This window comes from Streptomyces sp. NPDC097595 (assembly GCF_044761525.1).
Classification (GTDB): Bacteria; Actinomycetota; Actinomycetes; order Streptomycetales; family Streptomycetaceae; genus Streptomyces; species Streptomyces drozdowiczii_A.
The window spans coordinates 388249-406300 of record NZ_JBIWCN010000002.1 but is presented as its reverse complement, the minus strand read 5'-3'; the positions used below and the strand labels follow the sequence as shown (position 1 = coordinate 406300).

Annotated in this window: 16 protein-coding genes; 4 read left to right on the top strand and 12 right to left on the bottom strand. The window is 71.6% G+C overall.

The genetic code is table 11. The annotated features are described in order from the left end of the window. Window positions 1-7: 7 nt before the first annotated feature. The 3 genes from ACIQZN_RS04460 to ACIQZN_RS04450 form a co-directional block, all read right to left on the bottom strand. Complete coding sequence (locus ACIQZN_RS04460) at window positions 8-346, bottom strand: P-II family nitrogen regulator (RefSeq protein ID WP_018102395.1); 339 nt, start codon at window positions 344-346, stop codon at window positions 8-10. Beyond that, window positions 343-1692: an ammonium transporter gene (locus ACIQZN_RS04455; protein ID WP_403988275.1), complete on the bottom strand. Its 1350-nt coding sequence runs from the start codon at window positions 1690-1692 to the stop codon at window positions 343-345. The genes ACIQZN_RS04460 and ACIQZN_RS04455 overlap by 4 nt, the downstream gene beginning before the upstream one ends. A 378-nt stretch (window positions 1693-2070) precedes the next feature. Further along, window positions 2071-3543, bottom strand: a complete 1473-nt coding sequence (locus ACIQZN_RS04450; protein ID WP_403988273.1) for a hypothetical protein — start codon at window positions 3541-3543, stop codon at window positions 2071-2073. 361 nt (window positions 3544-3904) lie between these two features. On the opposite strand from ACIQZN_RS04450, the gene ACIQZN_RS04445 reads away from it, so the two are divergent. Next, a complete protein-coding gene (locus tag ACIQZN_RS04445) occupies window positions 3905-4567 on the top strand; it encodes a bifunctional DNA primase/polymerase (protein ID WP_403988271.1) in 663 nt (220 codons plus the stop codon). Between the two features lie 78 nt (window positions 4568-4645). Here ACIQZN_RS04445 and ftsY read toward each other — a convergent pair whose 3' ends face one another. Next, window positions 4646-5836, bottom strand: a complete 1191-nt coding sequence (gene ftsY, locus ACIQZN_RS04440; RefSeq protein ID WP_403988269.1) for a signal recognition particle-docking protein FtsY — start codon at window positions 5834-5836, stop codon at window positions 4646-4648. A 124-nt stretch (window positions 5837-5960) separates the two neighbouring features. Between ftsY and ACIQZN_RS04435 the strand changes: the two genes are divergently transcribed. Next, window positions 5961-7340 carry a purine-cytosine permease family protein gene (locus ACIQZN_RS04435; protein WP_403988267.1) on the top strand — a complete coding sequence of 460 codons (1380 nt, stop codon included), beginning with the start codon at window positions 5961-5963 and terminating at the stop codon, window positions 7338-7340. Between the two features lie 9 nt (window positions 7341-7349). Here the strand turns inward: ACIQZN_RS04435 and ACIQZN_RS04430 are convergent, their stop codons facing one another. The 4 genes from ACIQZN_RS04430 to ACIQZN_RS04415 all read right to left on the bottom strand — a co-directional run bounded on the left by ACIQZN_RS04430 (window position 7350) and on the right by ACIQZN_RS04415 (window position 13734). Continuing rightward, window positions 7350-8774 carry a sugar porter family MFS transporter gene (locus ACIQZN_RS04430; RefSeq protein WP_403988265.1) on the bottom strand — a complete coding sequence of 475 codons (1425 nt, stop codon included), beginning with the start codon at window positions 8772-8774 and terminating at the stop codon, window positions 7350-7352. A gap of 100 nt (window positions 8775-8874) precedes the next feature. After that, a complete protein-coding gene (locus tag ACIQZN_RS04425) occupies window positions 8875-12576 on the bottom strand; it encodes an AAA family ATPase (RefSeq protein WP_403988263.1) in 3702 nt (1233 codons plus the stop codon). 229 nt (window positions 12577-12805) lie between these two features. Continuing rightward, on the bottom strand, window positions 12806-13015 hold the full coding sequence (locus tag ACIQZN_RS04420) for a hypothetical protein (RefSeq protein WP_018102403.1): 210 nt from the start codon (window positions 13013-13015) through the stop codon (window positions 12806-12808). Window positions 13016-13452: 437 nt separating this feature from the next. Then, the gene (locus tag ACIQZN_RS04415) at window positions 13453-13734 is read right to left on the bottom strand and encodes an acylphosphatase (RefSeq protein ID WP_051093064.1); all 282 of its coding nucleotides are present in this window, start codon (window positions 13732-13734) and stop codon (window positions 13453-13455) included. Between the two features lie 142 nt (window positions 13735-13876). Here ACIQZN_RS04415 and ACIQZN_RS04410 point away from each other — a divergent pair, with 142 nt between their 5' ends. After that, entirely contained in the window at window positions 13877-14899 is a 1023-nt protein-coding gene (locus ACIQZN_RS04410; RefSeq protein WP_403988260.1) for a CAP domain-containing protein, read from the top strand. Between the two features lie 98 nt (window positions 14900-14997). Continuing rightward, a complete protein-coding gene (locus ACIQZN_RS04405; protein ID WP_403988258.1) occupies window positions 14998-15399 on the top strand; it encodes a winged helix-turn-helix transcriptional regulator in 402 nt (133 codons plus the stop codon). On the opposite strand, the gene mutM is transcribed toward ACIQZN_RS04405, so the two are convergent. From mutM to ACIQZN_RS04385, 4 genes are all read right to left on the bottom strand, one after another. Further along, window positions 15396-16256 carry a bifunctional DNA-formamidopyrimidine glycosylase/DNA-(apurinic or apyrimidinic site) lyase gene (gene mutM / locus ACIQZN_RS04400; protein WP_403988256.1) on the bottom strand — a complete coding sequence of 287 codons (861 nt, stop codon included), beginning with the start codon at window positions 16254-16256 and terminating at the stop codon, window positions 15396-15398. The two genes, ACIQZN_RS04405 and mutM, sit on opposite strands and share 4 nt — an antisense overlap. 83 nt (window positions 16257-16339) lie before the next feature. Continuing rightward, complete coding sequence (gene rnc / locus ACIQZN_RS04395) at window positions 16340-17164, bottom strand: ribonuclease III (protein ID WP_403988254.1); 825 nt, start codon at window positions 17162-17164, stop codon at window positions 16340-16342. A gap of 19 nt (window positions 17165-17183) precedes the next feature. Beyond that, complete coding sequence (gene rpmF / locus ACIQZN_RS04390) at window positions 17184-17357, bottom strand: 50S ribosomal protein L32 (RefSeq protein ID WP_003965982.1); 174 nt, start codon at window positions 17355-17357, stop codon at window positions 17184-17186. Between the two features lie 2 nt (window positions 17358-17359). Further along, entirely contained in the window at window positions 17360-17968 is a 609-nt protein-coding gene (locus tag ACIQZN_RS04385) for a YceD family protein (protein ID WP_403988252.1), read from the bottom strand. Window positions 17969-18052 lie beyond the last annotated feature (84 nt).

Genomic DNA, 18052 nt, shown 5'->3' with positions numbered 1-18052 from the left:
GGGCCGGTCAGAGGGCGTCCGGGCCGCGTTCGCCCGTACGGACCCTGACGGCCGTCTCGACGGGGACCGTCCAGACCTTGCCGTCACCGATCTTGCCGGTTCGGGCGGCCTTGACGACGACGTCGAGGAGCTGTTCGGCGTCCTCGTCCTCGACCAGGACCTCGATGCGGATCTTGGGGACGAGGTCGACGGTGTACTCGGCGCCCCGGTAGACCTCGGTGTGGCCGCGCTGCCGTCCGTAGCCGCTGGCCTCGGTGACGGTGAGGCCCTGGACGCCGAACGCCTGGAGGGCTTCCTTGATCTCGTCGAGGCGGTGGGGCTTCACGACTGCGGTGATGAGCTTCATGCGTCCACCTTCTTGTTCGTCGGGGCGGCCGGGCCGGGGGCGGGGGCGGCGGTACGGGAGGCCGCGCCGCCGCCGGCGCCGCTGAAGTCGTACGCGGTCTCGGCGTGTTCGACCTGGTCGATGCCGGAGACCTCGTCGTCCTCGTCCACGCGCATCCCGAGGATCTTGTCGACCAGGAAGGCGAGGATCGCGGAGACGACGAGAGAGTACGCGAGGACCGCGAAGACCCCGACGGCCTGCTTGCCGAGCTGGTCGAGCCCGCCGCCGTAGAAGAGGCCCTTGGCGTCGGACTGGACGCCGCCGGTGGCGAAGAAGCCGACGAGCAGGGAGCCGATGATGCCGCCGACGAGGTGGACGCCGACGACGTCCAGGGAGTCGTCGTAGCCGAACTTGTACTTGAGGCCGACGGCCATGGCGCACAGCACACCGGCGATGGCGCCGACCGCGATGGCACCGAGCGGGCTGACCGCGCCGCCGGACGGGGTGATGGCGACGAGTCCGGCGACCGCGCCGGAGGCGGCGCCCAGGGTGGTGAAGGCGCCGTGGCGGATCTTCTCGTACACGAGCCAGGCGAGCATCGCCGCACCGGTGGCGACCTGCGTGTTGACGAACATGACCGCGCCCACGCCGTCGTCGTTGCCGAGCCAGGAGCCGGCGTTGAAGCCGAACCAGCCGAACCAGAGGAGACCGGCGCCGAGCATGACGAGCGGCAGGCTGTGCGGCCGCATCGGGTCCTTCTTGAAGCCGACGCGCTTGCCGATCACCAGGATCACGCCGAGGGCCGCGGCACCCGCGTTGATGTGGACGGCCGTACCGCCGGCGAAGTCGATGACGCCCAGCTCGTACAGCCACCCGCCGGCGCCCCAGACCCAGTGCGCGACCGGGAAGTAGACGACGGTGACCCACAGCGTGATGAACAGGGCCCAGGAGGTGAACTTGACCCGGTCGGCGAGGGCACCGCTTATCAGGGCGGGCGTGAGGATGGCGAACATCAGCTGGAAGACGGCGAAGACGTAGACCGGGATGGTGTAGCCGTCCCAGAGTTCCGTGACGCCGATCCCGCTGAGGCCGACGAAGTCCTGGCTCCAGCCGATGACGGAGCCGGCGTCGGTGCCGAAGGCGAGGCTGAATCCGTAGAGCACCCACAGGATCGTGACGATCCCGAGGCTGATGAAGCTCATCATCAGCATGTTGAGGGTGCTCTTGACGCGGACCATGCCTCCGTAGAAGAAGGCGAGGGCCGGGGTCATGAGCATCACCAGGGCCGAGCAGATGAGCATGAAGCCGGTGTTGGCTGCAGACAGCGTCGGGGTGTCTGCGGCAAGCGTCGTGATGCCTGGGGGCATCGGCGTCTCCTCGTCGTCGGTGCGGCCGCGTGCGGGCGGTGGGGGCACAACCACTGCGGAACCACTGGGGAAGGGTGCGGGCCGGTTATGAGCCATGAGGTTCGCCCAGTGCCGTTTCGGCCGGTGCGCCTTGATGTTTCGCCGCAGTGACGAAGGGGAGCGACGTGTTACGTCCCCATGAACCGCGCGTGCCCTGTCCACGCTCCCGCCCACTCTGCGGCCCGGGCCGCATACGGTGCGGTTACGACGCTCCGGCAGGGGAACGACCACACGAACCGGCCACGGCGATCACCCGGTGACCTGGCAATGGGGGGAGCCGAAGTCGGTCTGTGCTGGGTGATCGTCGTGGCCGGGGACTGAGGGCCCGGTGGCCCGTCGCTAGACGGTTTCCACGGTCTCGGGCAGTTGTTCGATGAGGAGTTCGGTGAGCCGGGCGACCTCGGGCACGTCCCCGAAGTCCCTGGCGGCGGTGTCGACGGTCTTGCGGAGCCGGGTGTTGACCCGCTCGGAGCGCACCTTTTTGGCCACGCGCAGCGCCTGCTCGGCCGGCACGGTGGACGCCTCGGGCTCGCCCTTGAGGAGGTGCACGGTGGCGAGGCCGATCAGATTGAGCGCGTAGGAACGCTGGTGCTCGTCCTCCTCGCCGAAGAGCTGGACCGCCCTCTGCATGACGGGCTCGGCGAGCGAGGCGTACGTGGGGCTGCGGCCGGCCACGTAGGCGAGGTCCCGGTACGAGTGCGAGTTCTCGCCGTTCAGCTCGGCCTCGGAGAAGAAGCGGATCCAGTCGGGCTCGGGCTCGCCGTCGATGCCGGCGTCGAGGAAGGTGTCCTCGGCCATGCGGACCGCCCGCTTGCACTTGCTGGGCTGGCCCATGTTCGCGTAGGCGCGGGCCTCCATCGCGTAGAGCATGGCCTGCGTGCGCGGGGTGGCGCAGTCGCGGCTGCCGTACTGGGCGAGGTGGATCAGCTCCAGGGCGTCGTCGGGGCGGCCGAGGTGGATCATCTGCCGGCTCATGCTGGACAGGACGTACGAGCCGAGCGGCTTGTCGCCGGCCTCCTTGGCCGCGTGCAGGGCGAGCACGAAGTACTTCTGGGCGGTGGGCTGGAGGCCGACGTCGTAGCTCATCCAGCCCGCCAGCTCGGCCAGTTCGGCGGCGCAGCGGAACAGGCGCTGGGAGGTGGCGGCGGGCTGGGGCTCCTGGAGCAGGTCGGTGACCTCGTGGAGCTGGCCGACGACGGCCTTGCGGCGCAGCCCGCCGCCGCACTGCGCGTCCCACTGGCGGAACATCGCGGTGGTCGACTCCAGCAGGTCCAGCTCGGGGCCGGAGAGCCGCGACGGGCGGCGGGCGGCGGCGGGTTCCGGTTCGGCGGCGGGGGTGGCCGCGACCGGTACCAGCCAGCGCTGCATGGGCTCGATGAGCGCGGGGCCCGCGGCGAGGGCGAGCGAGCTGCCGAGGAAGCCCCGGCGGGCGAGCATCAGGTCGCTCCGGGAGAACTCGCTGAGCAGGGCGACGGTCTGCGGGCCCGCCCACGGCAGGTCCACCCCGGCCACGGAGGGTGCCTGGTGCGGGGTGCGCAGCCCCAGGTCCTCGACGGCGACGACGCTGCCGAAGCGCTCGGAGAACAGCTCGGACAGGATGCGCGGGATGGGCTCGCGCGGCTGCTCGCCGTCCAGCCAGCGCCGCACCCGGGAGGTGTCGGTGCTGATGTGGTGGGCGCCCATCTGGCGCGCCCGGCGGTTCACCTGCCGTGCCAGCTCGCCCTTCGACCAGCCGCTGCGCACGAACCATGATCCCAATTGCCCGTTCGGGCGCTTGCCGGCGTTCGTCTCGCCTGCGCCGCTGCCACTCACGGATAAGCCCCCATCCCGCCGAATACGTGTCGCGCGAAGCACTATCAGAATGCCCCGAACTCATGCCGCCCGCACGGGCGTTGGGCCCGATCGAACAGAAAACCGGGTTGCCTGCGGCATACCCACGGGCGCACATACTTCCATGGTTCGTGTACCGACGGTAATCCTACGATCACGGGCCCGGCGAGGCCCTTTGCGTAATCGCCACCATTCGCCACCCCTTCGATTGAACGCCACCCCCATGGGCCGCGATTCACTTGACAGGACGATTCGCACGGGCGCGAGGAAGCGCCCGGGGGCGCGCGGGCGGTTGCACGCTCCTCTTCGTAACCACCGGCGAACCGGACCCGTTGGAGGGGGCATGGGCTTCACGATCGGAATCCGCGAGATGCGCACCGGCGCACGGCGTCGCGCCCGTGCCGCCGCCACCGGCGGTACGGAGGTGGCCGAGTACACCGGGCTGTGGGGCTGGGCCGTGGTGCCCGGGGCCCGCGCGGCGGGCGGCGCCTGCTCCTGCGGGGACCCCGGCTGCGCCGCCCCGGGCGCGCATCCGCTGGAGTTCGCCCGTGAGGTGCCCGCCGGGGCGACGCTCGACGCGGCGGCGCGCGCCTGGGCCGAGGTGCCCGGCGCCTCGATGATGCTCCCCGTGGGCCGGAGCTTCGACGTGCTCGACGTGGCGGAGGGGGCCGGGCGCCGGGCCCTGGTGCGGATGGAGCGGATGGGGCTGCCGCTGGGCCCGGTCTCGGTGACCCCGCAGGGCCGGGCGCAGTTCTTCGTGGCGCCGGGCGCCGCCGACGAGCTCCCCCGGCTGCTGTACCGGATGGGCTGGGACGACGCGGGGCTCGATCTGCGGGCACTCGGGCCGGGCGGCCACATCACCGCGCCGCCCTCGGACCGGGGCGGGCTCGGTCCGGTCCGCTGGCTGCGGGCGCCCGGGCCCGACAGCGCGGCGCCGCCGGAGGCCCGGCTGCTGCTGGGGACGCTGGCGTACCTCTGCCACCGGTGGGCGGCGCCCTGCGGCTGAGCCGCGTACCGCCGTCCGGACAGCGAGAAGCCCGGCCGCGCGTGCGCACGGCCGGGCTTCGGAGCTGTCGAGTGGGGCTCAGTCCCCGATCAGCGCGTCCACGAACGCCTCGGGCTCGAACGGGGCCAGGTCGTCCGGGCCCTCGCCGAGTCCGACGAGCTTGACCGGGACGCCCAGCTCGCGCTGGACGGCGATGACGATGCCGCCCTTGGCGGTGCCGTCCAGCTTGGTGAGGACGATGCCGGTGATGTCGACCACCTCGGCGAAGACCCGCGCCTGCACCAGGCCGTTCTGCCCGGTGGTGGCGTCCAGGACGAGGAGCACCTCGTCCAGCGGGCCGTGCTTCTCGACGACCCGCTTGACCTTGCCCAGCTCGTCCATGAGCCCGGTCTTGGTGTGCAGCCGGCCCGCGGTGTCGATGAGCACCACGTCGGCGCCCTCGGCGATGCCCTCCTTGACCGCGTCGTAGGCGATGGAGGCCGGGTCGCCGCCCTCCGGACCGCGCACGGTGCGGGCGCCGACGCGCTCGCCCCAGGTCTGGAGCTGGTCGGCGGCGGCGGCGCGGAAGGTGTCGGCCGCGCCGAGCACCACGCTGCGGCCGTCGGCGACGAGCACCCGGGCCAGCTTGCCGGTGGTGGTGGTCTTGCCGGTGCCGTTGACGCCGACGACCATCACGACGCCGGGGGTCTCCAGACCGCCCTCCGTCTTCACGGCGCGGTCGAAGTCGGTGCCGAGCAGGGTGAGCAGCTCCTCGCGAAGCAGGGCGCGCAGCTCCTCGGGGGTGCGGGTGCCGAGGACCCGGACGCGCTCGCGGAGGCGCTCGACCAGCTCCTGGGTGGGGGCGACGCCGACGTCGGCGGTGAGGAGGGTGTCCTCGATCTCCTCCCAGGTGTCCTCGTCCAGATTGTCCCGGGACAGGAGCGCGAGGAGCCCCTTGCCGAGGGTGTTCTGCGAGCGGGCGAGGCGGGCGCGCAGCCGGACCAGCCGGCCGGCGGTGGGCTCGGGGACGTCGAGCGCGGGGGCTGCCGGCTCCACGGTCTCCGGCTCGGCCTCGGCCGGCGGGGCCGAGACGTCCTCGATGGTGCGGCGCGATTCCTCGCGCGGCTCTTCGGCCTCCTCGCCGACACGGGGCTCAGCGGGAGGTGTGAGGGGCGGCGTGCTCGACGGTGCCGGGGGCAGCTGCTTCTTCTTGCGGCTGCTGACCACGAGCCCGCTGATCACGCCGACCGCGACCAGGGCGATGACTACAGCAAGGATGACGAATTCCATAACCCTCCCAGTATCGGTCACCCGGGCCGGCAATCCAGGGAGGGACCGGTCCGGCGCAGGATCGCGAGCGCGTGCGCCCTTGAGGTCGTTACACCCGGTATGCCGGAAAGGTACGATCCTGGCCGTGGAGACCCGTGGCCTGGACCCCGTGCCCGACGAGGAGCGCACCGGCCGGGTCCGGGCCCTCTTCCCCACCTGGGCCACGGCCAATATGACCGTGCTGCTCCTCACCGTGGGCGCGGGGCTCGTCGTGCTGAACGGGCTGAGCTTCTGGCAGGTGCTGGTGGCGTCCGTGGTGGCGCCCCTGATCTCGTTCGGCCTGGTCGGCTTCGTCTCGCTGGCCGGGAAGCGCGGCGGCGCCCCCGGCATGGCGCTGTCGCGGGCGGTCTTCGGCGTACGGGGCAATCTGGCGCCGGGGGCGCTGATCTGGGTGGCGCGGTGGGGCTGGGAGACGATGAACGCGGTCACCGGCGCGTACGCCCTGCTGACCGTGGGCCGGGTGCTGTTCGGGATCCGGAGCACGCCCGCGCTGATCATGGCGACGCTGCTCGCGTTCGTGGCGGCCGGCTTTCTGCTGTCGGGGCTCGGGCTGCGGGCGCTGCGGGTGTGCTGCGTCTGGTCGGCGTACCTCTTCGGCGCCTTCAGCGTCCTGGTGCTGGCACATCTGGCGGTGACGGTGCCGTGGCGCGCGGTGCTCGACCGGCCGCCCGGCGCGGTGTCGATGGTGATCGCGGGCATCGGCACGCTGACGGCCGGGGGGATCAGCTGGGCGCCGTCCGGTCCGGACTTCGCCCGCTATCTGCCGCGCGACTCCTCGGGCCGGGCGATGGTCGGGGCGACGGTGGGCGGGGCGGTGGTGGTGCTGGTGCCGCTGGTGGTGATGGGGGCGGTGATGGCGGTGCGGATGCCGGAGCTGGCGCTGACCCGTGATCCGGTCTCGTTCATCGGGGTCCTGCTGCCGACCTGGCTCTCCGTCCCGTATCTGGTCGTCGCGGTCACGGGCATGGTGCTGATCAACGCGCTGTCGATGTACTCGGCCGGGTTCACCGCGCAGACCCTCGGCTTCACCGTGCCGCGCGCCTGGGCCGTCGGGGTGAACGCGGCGATCAGCCTGTTCCTGGGCTCGCTCCTGATGATGGTGGCGAGCAGCTTCATCGACGCCTTCGTCTCGTTCCTGCGGCTGCTCGCGGTGACGTTCTCGGCGTGGATCGGGGTCTTCGCCACGGACATGCTGCGCGGCCGGAGCTACGACCCGGTGGCGCTCATGGACACCGGCAGGGGCGGTGCGTACTGGTACACGGGAGGCGTCGCGTGGCCCGCCGTGGCCGCATGGGGCGCGGGGCTCGTGGTGGGGCTGCTGTTCACCGGCGTGGAGTGGTTCACCGGTCCGCTCGCCGGGACCTGGCCGGGCCGCAGCGGCCTGGGCTGGGCGGTCACGGCGCTCGTCTCGGGCGGCCTGTACGCGGTACTGCCGCGCCCGGGCCGCCCTGACGAAAGGTCCTGACGAGACGTCTTAGCCCATCTCCTCCAGCGCCTTGCCCTTGGTCTCCTTCACGAACTTGATGACGAAGGGGATCGAGAGCGTGGCGAAGCAGGCGTAGATGATGTACGTGCCCGAGAGGTTCCAGTCCGCGAGGCTCGGGAAGCTGGCGGTGATCGCCCAGTTGGCGATCCACTGGGCCGACGCGGCGACGCCGAGCGCGGCGGCGCGGATGCGGTTGGGGAACATCTCGCCGAGGAAGACCCAGACCACCACACCCCACGACAGGGCGAAGAAGAGCACGAAGACGTGGGCGGCGGTGAGGGCCACCGCGCCCTGGGCGGTCGGGAGCTTGCCGTCGACCAGGTCGGCGGAGAAGGCCCACGCCTCGAAGGCGAGGGCGACGGCCATGCCGCAGGAGCCGACGAGGGCGAGCGGGCGGCGTCCGACGCGGTCCACCAGGACCATCGCGATGACGGTACCGATGATGTTGACGATCGACGTGGTGAACGACCAGAAGAAGGAGTCGGTCGGGTCGATGCCGACGGACTGCCACAGCGTCGCGGAGTAGTAGAACGCGACGTTGATGCCGACGAGCTGCTGGAACACCGAGAGGCCGATGCCGACCCAGACGATCGGCAGGAAGCCGAAGCGGCTGCCGAGCAGGTCCCTGAAGGACGACTTGTGCTCGCGGCGCATCGCGGTCTCGATCTCGTCGACGCGCGCGTCCAGGTCGACGTTCTTGCCCTCGACCTCTTCGAGGATCTTCCGGGCCCGCTCCCGCTTGCCGATGGAGAGCAGGAAGCGCGGCGACTCGGGGATCGCGAACGAGAGGAGCCCGTAGAGGATCGCGGGCACGACCATCACGCCGAGCATCCACTGCCAGGCCTCCAGCCCGCCGATCTTGCCGCGCTGGTCGCCGTCGGCGATCTGCAGGATGCCGTAGTTGACGAGCTGGGAGATGGCGATGCCGATGACGATCGCGGCCTGCTGGAAGGAGCCGAGGCGGCCCCGGTAGGCGGGCGGCGAGACCTCGGCGATGTAGGCCGGGCCGATCACCGAGGCCATGCCGATCGCGAAGCCGCCGATGATGCGCCACATCGCCAGGTCCCAGAGCGCGAACGGGAGCGCGGAGCCCACGGCGCTGATGGTGAAGAGGACGGCGGCGATCTGCATGCAGCGGATGCGCCCGATCCGGTCGGCGATCCGGCCGGCCGTGGCGGCGCCGATCGCACAGCCGATCAGCGCGATGGCGATGACCTGGGCGAGCGTGCCGGAGCCGATGTCGTAGCGGTGGCGGATCGCCTCGACGGCGCCGTTGATCACGGAGCTGTCGTAGCCGAACAGGAAGCCGCCCATCGCGGCCGCGGCGGTGATGAAGATGACATGGCCGAGGTGGTCCGGGTGGGCCGAACGGGCTCCGGACTCCGGTCCGGATCCTGGCGACGTACTGGTCACGTAAGTCCTCCCTGGGGCGGGGCCACGGCATCGGACATGGGTAAGTGGATCTCAAGTGGCGCACATCTTCGGCCCCGCCACCACTCGGGTACCCCCGCGCTCAGCGCAGACGCTGGCTGATCACCTTCGAGACGCCGTCGCCCTGCATCGACACGCCGTACAGCGCGTCGGCGACCTCCATCGTCCGCTTCTGGTGCGTGATGACGATCAGCTGCGAGCTCTCCTGGAGCTCCTCCATGATCCGGATCAGCCGCTGGAGATTGGTGTCGTCCAGCGCCGCCTCGACCTCGTCCATGACGTAGAACGGGCTGGGCCTCGCCTTGAAGATCGAGACCAGCAACGCCACCGCCGTCAGGGACCTTTCGCCGCCGGAGAGCAGGGAGAGCCGCTTGACCTTCTTGCCCGGCGGCCGGGCCTCGACGTCCACCCCGGTGGTGAGCATGTGGTCGGGATCGGTCAGGATCAGCCGCCCCTCACCGCCCGGGAAGAGGCGCGAGAAGACGCCCTCGAACTCGCGCGCGGTGTCCCGGTACGCCTCGGTGAACACCTGCTCGACCCGCTCGTCGACCTCCTTGACGACCTGGAGCAGGTCGGCCCGGGTCTTCTTCAGGTCCTCCAGCTGCTCGGACAGGAACTTGTGCCGCTCCTCCAGCGCGGAGAACTCCTCAAGGGCGAGCGGATTCACCTTCCCGAGTTGCTGATACGCCCGTTCGGCCGACCGGAGCCGCTTCTCCTGCTCGGCCCTGACGAACGGCCTCGGCCGGTTACGCGGATGCTCCGGGTCCTCCGGCAGTTCCTCGCCCTCGGCGGCCGGCGACGGCGGGACCGGCTGGTCGGGCCCGTACTCCGCGACCAGACCGGCCGGCTCGACGCCCAGCTCCTCCAGCGCCTTGGTCTCCAGCTGCTCCACCCGCAGCCGCTTCTCGGCCCCCAGCACCTCGCCCCGGTGCACCGAGTCCGTCAGCTTGTCCAGCTCCCCCTTGAGGTCCCGGCCGCGCAGCCGCTCCGCCGCCAGCTCGCGCTCCCGCTCCCCCTTGGACTCCTCGGCCGCCGCCCGCTCCCGCTCCGCCCGTACGACGGACACCTCGACGTGCGCGAGGAGCTGCCGGGCCCCCGACGCCACGGCCGCGGCCACCTCCGCCTCGTGGCGCAGCCGGGCCCGCCGCCGCTCGGCCCGGGTCCGCGCCTCGCGCTCGGCGCGCGCGGCCCGGTCCAGCGAGTCGGCGCGCCCGGCGAGGGCCTTGACGCGTTCCTCGTGCGTACGGACCTGGAGGCGGGCCTCCATCTCGGTCTGGCGGGCGTTGGCACCGTCGGCCGCGAGCCGGTCGCGCACGCCGGTGTCCGGTTCGTCGTCGGCACCGTCCCCGGCCGCCTCCTCCGCGACGAGCAGCCGTTCGGCCAGCTCCTCCGCCTCCTCGGTGGCCCGCTCCAGCGCCTCCTGGGCCCGGGCGGCGGATGCGTCCATGCGCTCGGCCTCACCGGCGGCGCCCCGCGCCTGTCCGGCGAGACGGCCGAGCTGCTGGGCCACCCCGGAGCGCTCCCGCTCGACGGCCCGGCGCCGCTCCCCCAGCTCCTCGACCAGGGCCGCCGCCTCGGTCCGCCGCCCGGCCGCGAGCCGCTGGGCCTCGGCCAGTTCGGTGCAGCGCACGGCGAGCCCGGCCAGCTCGGCGGCGGCCTCGTCCACGGACGCCTGCACTTCGAGGAGGCTGGGCGCCCCGGCGGAACCGCCGTGCGCGAAGTGCGCGGAGAGCAGGTCGCCCTCGCCGGTCACCGCGGTGAGCTCCGGGTGCGCGGCGATCAGGTCCTCGGCGTCCTCCAGGGTCGCGACGACGACCATGTCCCTCACCAGCCTGCGGACGGCGGCCACCAGTTCGGCGGGGCCGCTGACGAGATCGGCGACGTGGGCGGCGGAGCCGCCGGTGGGGGCGAGGGCCCGCACGGTGTGCACGGGGTCCGGCGCCCGCGTCGCCGGTACGGTCTCCGCCGCTCCCCCGCCCTCCGTGCTCGGGCCGGGAAGCGAGACGTGCGGGGCGGTCCCGTGGTGCGGCGGGTGTGCCGAGGTGCCCTGGCCGGGGACGAGCCCGGGCCCGCCCAGGAGCAGCGCCGCGCGCCCCGCGTCCTGTTTGCGCAGCAGCCGGATCGCCTCGGCCGCGGTGGCCGGGTCCGTGACCGCGACCGCGTCCGCCGCCGCGCCCAGCGCCGCCGCCACCGCGACCTCGTGGCCCGGGGCCACCGTCAGCAGTTCGGCGGCGGGGCCGAGGAGACCGGTGAGCCGGTCGCGGGCCCCGAGCAGCACCCCCGTACCGTCCTTGCGCCGCAGCCCGAGGGCGAGCGCGTCGTGCCGGGCCGCGACGGCGGCGCGCTGCCGTTCGGCGGCGGTGGCCTCCTCGCGCGCCCGGGAGTGCGCCGCCTCGGCCTCCTTCAGGGCGCGGCGGGCGGCCTCGTGCTGTTCGCCGAGCTCGGTGTCCCCGGCGTCCAGGCCGTCGACCTCGGCCTTCAGCTCCTCGTACTCCTCCTGGGCGGCGACGGCCCGCTCCCGGGCCTCGTCGCGCGAGGCGGAGAGCCGGTCGATCTCCGCCTGGGCCGAACCGGCGCGGCTACGGGCGGCGTTGACCTGGCCGTGCAGCCGGGCGAGCCCTTCGCGGCGGTCGGCGAGGGCGCGGGCGGCGTCCTTGAGGCGGCGCTCCTCGGCCGCCAACTCGCGTTCGAGATCGGCGCGGTGGGAGGCGGTGTCGTCCAGCGCGTGTTCGGCCGCTTCCAGGGCGGCGGTGAGCTCGGCCTCCTGCTCGCGGATGCGGGCGGCCTCGCGCTCCATGTCATCGGGGTCGCGGCCGCGGCGCTCCTCCTCGGGCGGGGCGGTGGCGCTCTTCACCCGGGCGTCGGCCAGCGAGATCGTGCCGCGGACCCGTTCGGCGAGCTGCGAGAGGTCGTACCAGGTCTGCTGGGCGCGCTGAAGCCTGGGCGTCAGCCGCCGTACCTGGTCCTCCAGTTCGGCCTCGCGGGCGAGGGCGGCCTTGAGCTCCGCCTCGGCGGCCTCCCGGCGCTGCTTGAGCGCGGCCTCGTCGGCGATCTCGCTGCGCAGGGCGGTGCGCAGCGTCACGAGGTCGTCGGCGAGGAGGCGCAGCCGGGCGTCGCGCAGGTCGGCCTGGATGACGGCGGCGCGGCGGGCCACGGCCGCCTGCCGGCCGAGGGGCTTCAGCTGTCTGCGCAGTTCGTCGGTGAGGTCCTGGACCCGGGCGAGGTTCGCGCCCATCGCGTCCAGCTTCCGCAGCGCCTTCTCCTTGCGCTTGCGGTGCTTGAGGACGCCGGCCGCCTCCTCGATGAAGGCGCGGCGGCCCATGGGGTCGGCGTGCAGGACGGAGTCCAGTTGGCCCTGGCCGACGATGACGTGCATTTCGCGGCCGATGCCGGAGTCGGAGAGGAGTTCCTGGATGTCCAGGAGCCGGCAGGTGTCGCCGTTGATCTGGTATTCGCTGCCGCCGTTGCGGAACATGATCCGCGTAATGGTGACTTCGGCGTATTCGATGGGCAGGGCGCCGTCGGAATTGTCGATCGTCAGCGAGACCTCGGCCCGGCCCAGCGGCGGCCGGCCGGTGGTCCCGGCGAAGATCACGTCCTCCATCTTGCCGCCGCGCAGGGATTTCGCGCCCTGTTCGCCCATGACCCAGGAGAGCGCGTCCACCACATTGGATTTGCCCGACCCATTGGGCCCGACGACGCAGGTGATGCCGGGTTCGAACCGCAGCGTCGTGGCGGAGGCGAACGACTTGAAACCGCGCAGGGTCAGGGCCTTGAGGTGCACGCCGCCGGACTCTACCTTTCGCTCTCGGTTTCGCTGATGAAGGTGCAGGGCACATCAGACGGTAAGGGAAGGGGTGTACGTCCGGGGCGGGACCTGCGCGCGGCGGCGGAAAAGAAAGAAGGGACGCCGAAGCGTCCCCTGTGATTCTGTGGATCAGGCGGTAGCGCACACCTGCCCGCGGCCTGTCCGGAAATGCGGGCGTGCGGTGCGGATCAGGTCGCCGTGCGGGTCAGGTGAGTGCCGGCTCCGCCTGGGGTACGTCGATGTCGATGCTGTCGAGCAGCGACTGGTGCTGGGCGGCGGCGTTGAGCGCGTCGTTCTCCTCCTGAATCCGTACAAGCTCGGATTCGAGGTCCTGGACGCGCTGCTGAAGCCGTCGCATCTCGGCGAGGAGTCGCGGGTCGGAACCGCCGACGTAACCGAGAAGCGCCTTTGCCATGATGGATGGTCCTCCACAATGAGTGACCGACCGATGCGGTGTGGGTCGTGAGGGATCGCACCCGCGGTGTTCGGCAGTGCTCGCTGTCACTGCTGTCCTGCTGCCTACCAGCTCTGCCGAACAGCTGAGGTGCGCGGGGATTTCAGAGTCTCACCAAAAAGTTTGACGGTCAACACGATCACACCCCACAGAGGCGGGCGTCCCGGGGGCGCGCGGCGAGACGATCATGCGGCGCGGCTCTCCGACGGGGCCCTCAGGGGTACGGAGATCATCCTTAGGGCGGCAGCCTGGCATGCCAACCGAATCTTGGCAACCATCGGGTCATTCCGCAGGTCATTTCATGTGTACGCGCGACGGGGGCGCTCGCCGTCACCGCCCGCCGCGCATCGAACACGAGCCGAACACGGGCCCCTTTCGGGAGCCTTTCGGGGGCGGTCTCAGCGGATCGCGAATCCCTCGTATCCGCCGCGCGGCGTGTCCCATATCTCAGTGACGCCGTCAACGCGGCCGGGTGTGTCGTCGGAGCGGAGCCAGTCGAGAAGACGGTGGCAATTCTCACGCGGGCCCTCGGCCACGACCTGTACCCGGCCGTCGTCCAGATTGAGGGCGAAACCGGTGAGGCCGCCGATCTCCAAAGCGTTTGCCCTGGTGAACCAGCGGAAGCCTACTTGCTGTACTCGACCGCGTACCCAAGCGGTGAGCCGTGCATCTTCGTTCATGCCCGAACGCTATCGGTCACATTGCTTTCGGAGCACGTCCCGGCGAATCGCCATGGCGTACAGTCCCCTCGCAAAAGCTTCACTCATTCGGGTGAGCACGGGCGCCGAAAACGGCGTCCGCGTCGTCAGAAGGGCACAGCAGATGGGACGCCATCGTCGCAGCGCCGCAGCCCCCGCCGCTGAGGAACACGCGGACGGGGCCTCGGCCCGGCACCGCGGGACGGGCCGCAGAAAGCGGTCCGCCATCCCCGTGCGCACCGGACTCATAGGCGTCTCGGCGGCCGTGGCCGTCGGCGCCGTCGCCGTGGCGTCGGGTCTGCTGCCCGGCGGGGACAGCTACACCGTGGGCGGCGGTCCGGCCGCCGACCAGGTCCGCTCCCAGGCCGCCCCGGACCTGCTCACCCAGGGGGGCATCACCGCGTCGCCCTCCGACCGCTCCTCCGCTTCCGCACCGGCGAGCCGGGGCACCGACCGCCCCGCCGCGCCCAAGAAGTCGCACTCCGCGACGTCGAAGCCCTCCGATCCGGCCTCGCCCAGCGCTTCCCACTCGCCCTCCGCTTCGGCTTCCGCTTCCGCCTCGCCCTCGAAGACGGCCGCGCCCTCCAAGTCCGCGTCGCCGTCGAAGACCGCCTCGCCCTCCAAGACCGCGTCGCCGTCGAAGGCCACGTCGAGCAAGAAGGAGTCGGCCAAGCCCTCCTCCTCTTCCTCGTCCTCGAAGGCCCCCGCCACCAAGGCCGCGAAGCCCTCCGCGCCGGCCCCGTCGAAGAGCAGCGCCCCGAAGGCCACCGCCGCCTCGGCCCAGGCCGCGATCCTGGCGCTCGTCAACGAGGAGCGCGGCAAGGTCGGATGCAGCCCGGTCACCGCGAGTTCCTCGCTCACCTCGCTCGCCCAGGACTTCAGCGACGACATGGCGGCGCGCGGCTTCTTCGACCACACCGACCCCGACGGCAAGAGCCCCTGGGACCGGGCGGACGCGGCCGGTGTCTCGGGCCTCGGCGGCGAGAACATAGCCCGCGGACAGGCTGACGCACAGGCCGTGATGGACGCCTGGATGAACAGCGACGGCCACCGCGCAAACATTCTCAACTGCGATTACAAGACGCTCGGCGTCGGCGTCCACTACGGGGCCGGCGGCCCCTGGTGGACCCAGGACTTCGGCTTCTGAGCCGGATCGCCGCCGCACCCACCACCTCGTACGCCCCACTCGCCTCCCCCGAATCACACTGACTCAGGGAAAGCGCTGTGCGGGCGTACGCTGGTTTCATGGACCAGAGCACCGCACCGGAGACGTCGGCGTTGGACGACCTGCCCTTCGACGTGTTCTCGAAGCAATGCCCCTCGCGCGGCCTGCTCGAACACGCCACCGGCCGCTGGGGCGCCCTCACGCTCGGCGCCCTGTACGAGGAAAGCCTGCGGTTCAACGCGCTGCGCCGCAAGGTCGACGGGGTGAGCGAGAAGATGCTGTCCCAGACGCTGCACGCGCTGGAACGGGACGGCCTGGTGCACCGCGAGGCCCAGCTCGTCAATCCGCCCCGCGTGGACTACGAGCTCACCCCGCTGGGCCGGGAGGTCGCACAGCGGCTGCTCGGCCTGATCCACTTCGTGGAGGGCCGGATGCCCGAGGTCCTCGAAGCCCGGGCGCGCTACGACGCCCGCGAGGACTAGGGAGTCACGCGCGGCGGGCGCTGGCAGCGGGGGCAGTAGTAGCTGGACCGGTTCATCCAGGGCCGCCGCGCCATCGGCGTACCGCAGCGGTGGCAGGGCTCGTCCTCGCGGCCGTAGGCGTCGAGCGAGCGGTCGAAGTAGCCGGACTCGCCGTTCACGTTCACATAGAGGCTGTCGAAGCTGGTGCCGCCCTGGGCCAGGGCGGCGTTCATCACGTCGCGGACGTGGCCGAGGAGCTCGGCGGACTTGGGGCGGGTGAGCGTGGCGGTCGGCCGGTCGTAGTGCAGCCGGGCGCGCCACAGCGCCTCGTCCGCGTAGATGTTGCCGACCCCGCTGATCAGCGACTGGTCGAGCAGCGCGCGCTTGACCGTCGTACGCCGCAGCCGCAGCGCCGTGTGGAAGGCGGCGTCGTCGAAGGCCGGGTCCAGGGGGTCGCGGGCGATGTGCGCGATGATGTCGGGCAGCCCGTCCGGGGTGTTCTCGTGCAGCGAGAGCCCGCCGAAGGTGCGCTGGTCCACGAAGCGCAGCTCGGTGCCGACCGCGTCGGCGAACCTGATCCTGACCCGCAGATGCTTCTCGTCCGGCGCCCCCTCGGGCTGGACGAGCAGCTGACCGCTCATGCCCAGGTGGCCGAGGAGCGAGCCGGCGGCCTCGTCCAGCGGCACCCACAGGTACTTGCCCCGGCGCATCGCCGTCCCGAACCGGGCCCCCGTGAGCCGGGCCGCGAAGTCCACGCCGCCCGCGAGGTGGCGCCGGACCGCGCGCGGGTGCAGGACCTCGACCTCACCGGCCGTCCGCCCGGCGACCCAGCGCTCCAGACCTCGGCGGACGACTTCGACCTCGGGCAGTTCGGGCACGGGGAGGCTCCTGGGACGAGAAGACGTACAGAGAAAAGGGAGAACCCCCCGGTGCGCGGCGGCGCCGGGGGGTTCTCCGCGGGTCAGGCCGGAGCGGCGTCCGTGGACGGCGCCGGGTCGGCAGGGGTGTCGGCGGCCCCTCCGTCGGCGGCGGCCTTGGCCTCCGCCACCCGCGCCTCCGCGGCGGCGGTAATCTCCCGCCAGGCGGACTCGGCCGCCTGCTGCTCCGCTTCCTTCTTGCTACGGCCGGTGCCGGTGCCGTACGAGACACCACCGACGCGGGCGGCAGCAGTGAAGGTCTTCTCGTGGTCCGGGCCGGTCTCCGTGACGAGGTACTCGGGGACTCCGAGGCTCTCGCTCGCGGTGAGCTCCTGGAGGCTGGTCTTCCAGTCCAGGCCGGCGCCGAGGTTCGAGGACCTGTCGATCAGCGGGTCGAAGAGCCGGTGGACCAGCTCGGACGCCGCGTCGAGGCCCTGATCGAGATAGACCGCGCCGATCACCGCTTCCAGGGTGTCGGCGAGGATGGATGCCTTGTCCCGGCCTCCCGTGCCCTCTTCACCGCGGCCGAGCCGGATGAAGGAGCCGAGTTCGAGGCCGCGGCCCACCTCAGCAAGCGCACGCGAGTTGACCACCGCGGCCCGAAGCTTGGCCAGCTGGCCTTCGGGCAGATCGGGGTGGGTTCGGTACAGCGTGTCCGTGACCACCAGGCCGAGCACGGAGTCCCCGAGGAACTCCAGCCGCTCGTTGGTGGGCAGACCGCCGTTCTCGTACGCGTACGAACGGTGGGTCAGCGCACGCACCAGAAGGGCGGACTCGAGTTGGTACCCGAGCCGCCCTTCCAGAAGCGTGTGGGACGAGGCTGTGTTGACGTTGTCTGCCTGCTTCTTGGCGTGGGACAACTCAGACATCGGGCCTCTCACCAGCCGCTCAGACCTCGAGGACCTGGCGCTTGTTGTACGTGCCGCAGCTGGGGCACGCGATGTGCTGCAGCTTCGGCTCCTGGCAGCGCTCGCACGAAACCAGGGTGGGGACCGCAGCCTTCCACTGCGACCGGCGGTGGCGCGTGTTGCTGCGCGACATCTTCCGCTTCGGAACAGCCACGGCTACTTCTCCTGCTTCTTGTCGACGCCGGGTGCGGCGCCGCCCATGTTGTCCTTCTCGCCGTCCTGAACGGTCTCGGCGAGTCCTTGCAGTGCCGCCCAACGAGCGTCGACGGCATCGTGGTGGTGGCCCGGATTCTCGTCCAGCCTGACTCCGCACTCGGAGCACAGACCGGCACAGGATTCCTTGCACACCGGCTGCATCGGCAGTGCGAGCACCACCGCATCACGCAGCACCGGCTCGAGGTCGAACAGGCCGTCCTCGAGAAAAAGCCTGTCCTCGTCGTCCTCGGCGTCGTCGGCCGGATCCGCGGGCTTGCCGTGGTTCCGGTCATCGGCGTCAGGGTACGAGAACATCTCCTGGAAGTCCGCCTCGACCTCTCGGCTCAGCGGCTCCAGACACCTTACGCACTCCCCCTCGACCGTCGCACGGGCGGTCCCGGTGACGAGCACGCCCTCCATGACGGATTCGAGACGGAGGTCCAGCTCCACCGGCGCGCCTTCCGGCACTCCGATGACATCGCCGATACCGAGGTCGGCGGGGGCGTCCGCCGTGCGGGTCAGCCGCTTCATGGCACCGGGACGCCGGCCCAGCTCGTGCGTGTCGAACACGAGGGGGTTTCGGTGGTCGAGGTGGCCGTTCAGGGCTTCTCCTGCTTTCGGATCGAACGCGTCACGCGCTGGTGGGAGGGGGCC

What these genes read in the sequence shown, in the direction of transcription:
- ACIQZN_RS04415 (WP_051093064.1), bottom strand. Translation starts at nt 13,734, where the DNA reads ATGAACGAAGATGCACGGCTCACCGCTTGGGTACGCGGTCGAGTACAG.
- ACIQZN_RS04460 (WP_018102395.1), bottom strand. Translation starts at nt 346, where the DNA reads ATGAAGCTCATCACCGCAGTCGTGAAGCCCCACCGCCTCGACGAGATC.
- ACIQZN_RS04445 (WP_403988271.1), top strand. Translation starts at nt 3,905, where the DNA reads ATGGGCTTCACGATCGGAATCCGCGAGATGCGCACCGGCGCACGGCGT.
- rnc (WP_403988254.1), bottom strand. Translation starts at nt 17,164, where the DNA reads ATGTCTGAGTTGTCCCACGCCAAGAAGCAGGCAGACAACGTCAACACA.
- ACIQZN_RS04420 (WP_018102403.1), bottom strand. Translation starts at nt 13,015, where the DNA reads ATGGCAAAGGCGCTTCTCGGTTACGTCGGCGGTTCCGACCCGCGACTC.
- ftsY (WP_403988269.1), bottom strand. Translation starts at nt 5,836, where the DNA reads ATGGAATTCGTCATCCTTGCTGTAGTCATCGCCCTGGTCGCGGTCGGC.
- ACIQZN_RS04410 (WP_403988260.1), top strand. Translation starts at nt 13,877, where the DNA reads ATGGGACGCCATCGTCGCAGCGCCGCAGCCCCCGCCGCTGAGGAACAC.
- ACIQZN_RS04455 (WP_403988275.1), bottom strand. Translation starts at nt 1,692, where the DNA reads ATGCCCCCAGGCATCACGACGCTTGCCGCAGACACCCCGACGCTGTCT.
- ACIQZN_RS04405 (WP_403988258.1), top strand. Translation starts at nt 14,998, where the DNA reads ATGGACCAGAGCACCGCACCGGAGACGTCGGCGTTGGACGACCTGCCC.